General features: G+C 72.3%; 2 protein-coding genes. Both read right to left on the minus strand.

Features of this window, described 5'->3' with window-relative positions:
• Nucleotides 1–184, minus strand: a 184-nt coding sequence (locus tag OXU43_05955) for a hypothetical protein (protein MDD9824697.1), incomplete at its 3' end; no start/stop codon positions are given.
• Nucleotides 185–352: 168 nt separating this feature from the next.
• On the minus strand, nucleotides 353–2,584 hold a 2,232-nt coding region (locus OXU43_05960), incomplete at its 5' end, for a hypothetical protein (protein ID MDD9824698.1).

A 2,584-nucleotide genomic window follows, 5' to 3' on the forward strand; every position in this document is an offset into this window, starting at 1 on the left:
CGGGCGCCGCCTCTTCCTGGAGCTCTGCCTCCGCGGGAGAGGCGTCGGGCGCCGCCCCCTCCCGGAACTCCGCCTCCGCGGGAGGGGCGTCGGGCGCCGCCGGCGCCGTCTCGCTAGCCGATACCGCCCCGGCGACCAGGGCGCAAGACCACAGCGCCAGGGCGAAGAAATCCGATCGGTTCATCCTGCCGAGCGCTCCCCCCGGATTTTACCCTCACCCCAACCCTCTCCCGGAGGGAGAGGGGGAAGAAGGCGCCCCTCCTTCGCTTCCCTCTCCCTTTGGGAGAGGGACCGAGGGTGAGGGCGGGAAACGGCGCAGCTGCACACTCGCCTCATTCGCGCAATATCCGGGCTAGCGGCGCCGGGGAGAGGGCGCGGCAAAAGCGCCCCGGGAGGCAACCCGCAACGGCGGCGTTGCCGCGCCGCGCGCCGCCAGCGCATCGTCCTCCTCGCCTTCCAGGTACTCTATGTACTCCTCGCGCAACTGGCGGTAATCCTGCAAGACCTGCCGGTACTGCGGCGCCTGATCGGGGGACGCGGTGGACAACGCCCGCTCCACTTTGGCGATCAACCCCTCCAATTCCTCCAACTCCAGCGGCGGCACGCAGCCCTCCCACTCCTCGCACTGCGAGAGGTACAGGGCGAGGCCCTTGCCGATCGTGGTGAACAACTGGATGCTCTCCTCGAACAGGCTGGGGTCTATGAACAAGGCGCTCAGCCGTTTGAAGTACTGGCCGATGGCCTGCTGGTAGCGCAGAAACCGGGCGCCCAACTCCGAGGGGCCGGCGGCGCCGTCCCCCGCGCCCTCCAGTTGCCCCAGCCCTTCGACGACACGCTCCACCGCGCCGGTCAGGCGGCGCAAGTCCTCCGCCGCCAGCGACGACCGATCCGTCAGCAACACGACCATAGCGACATCTACGACCAGCGACCCTTCCGGCGCCGCCGCGCCGGGCGCATCGCCGGGGTCCTGCACCGTCAGCGGCTGCCCGGGTCCGGGCGCCGCGTCGAGCCGCTCCAGGTTCCCGGCCAGCGACCCCGAGCCGGCACCCGCCGGGTCGGCGCCGCCGACGGAGCGGTCTATGGGCAGGAACACCTCGGCGGCGACAGCGGGTTGGTTGACCAAGTCGGCAAACTCCCGCACCGTCCCCGACAGCCCCAGGGCAGCGACAGCGCGCTGTGCCGCCACATCCAGCCCGCCGCCGAAAAAGCGGCTCCGCGGGTGAAATGCGGGGTCTTCGTCTGCGCTCTGGGCGAAGCGCAACTGGCCTGACGGCCCAAGCTCGATCACCGTGGAACCGGGGCGCAGGAAACGACCGGCGGCGACAATCAGGGCATTGCCGGCGTACAGCGAGCGCTGCCCGCCTTCCGGGGCCGGCGCGATGTCGCCATCCGCCTCCGCGCCCCCCACCGCGAAGATGGACAAGTTGCCGCCCGAACCGGCGGCCCGGCGCAAATCCGGGGAAGACGCGCCCGCCGCCAGGTCGCCGTCCAGGATCACCTGCCGCGCCAACAGCACCAGCCGCCCCGGCGTCCACAACGCCCCCGTGAGCCGCAGGCGCCCCGTCTCCACGCCGCGCCCGTCCGCCGCGCTGGCAAGCGCCGGGTCCGATACCCGCGGCAAGGCCGTCTCCGGCACGGCTTCGGGAATCATGCCGCCCAGAAACACCGGTCCCGCGAAGCGGCTCAGGTCCGGCAGCGACAAGGATTCCAGGGCGCCCTCCCCGTGGAAAGTTCGCGCCTCGGGGGCCGGCGCCGTGCCGGACAAGCTGCCGGCAAGGCTCGGGGCAGCGATCTCCAGGGCCGCCCCCGGCATATCCGGCCGCGCCAGCAGGTAGGTCTCCAGGTCCGGCGACGATACGCTCTCGAAATCCTGGAAACTCCCGATGTAGCGCCCGATCGAGGCGCCGTCCCGGAACCCATAGACCCGGCCCAGCGTCGGCGTCACCAGCACCGCCCTTGCAAATCCCGCGCCGCCCTCCGGCAACTCCAGCGTATCCGCGTCCGCGCCGCCGTCCAGCAGGCGCGCGCGGCCCGCCGCGCTCACCAGGAAGCGGTCCGCTCCCGCCTCGCCGCGCAGGGAAGCGCCGCTGTAGTCCCCCTCCAACCGGAAGCGGTCCGCGCCAGGCCCGCCCCCAATGGCGCCGCTCACGCCGCCTCCCGGGTTTAGATTGAAGGCGTCCGCGCCGCCTTCGCCCGAGAGACCCCCCGTCAGCGCCGCTTCCACCGTGAACGTGTCCGCGCCGGCGCCGCCCCGCAAGTCGCCCGCATGCGCGCCATTCACCGTGAAGGCGTCCGCCGCCGAACCGCCTTGCAGCTCCTCAATGCCGCCGAAGGCCAGCGTTTGGCCTCCGCTCGCGTAACGGTCCGCGGCGCCCACCGTCCAGGACGCCGCCGCGCCCAGGCCCGTCAGACGGTCTGTAGTCGCAGGGCCGCCGCGCAGCTCGCCAATGCCGCTAAAGGCGCCGACCGCAACGCCCCCCGACACGCCGCCGCCGAAACCGTCCGCATCCGGCGTGCCGCTCAGCGTCACCGACACCGCCATCGTCGAATCCGCAAAGTCCAGCACGTCCGCTCCCGCTCCGCC

The sequence above is a fragment of the Gammaproteobacteria bacterium genome, from assembly GCA_028817255.1.
Taxonomy (GTDB): Bacteria; Pseudomonadota; Gammaproteobacteria; order Porifericomitales; family Porifericomitaceae; genus Porifericomes; species Porifericomes azotivorans.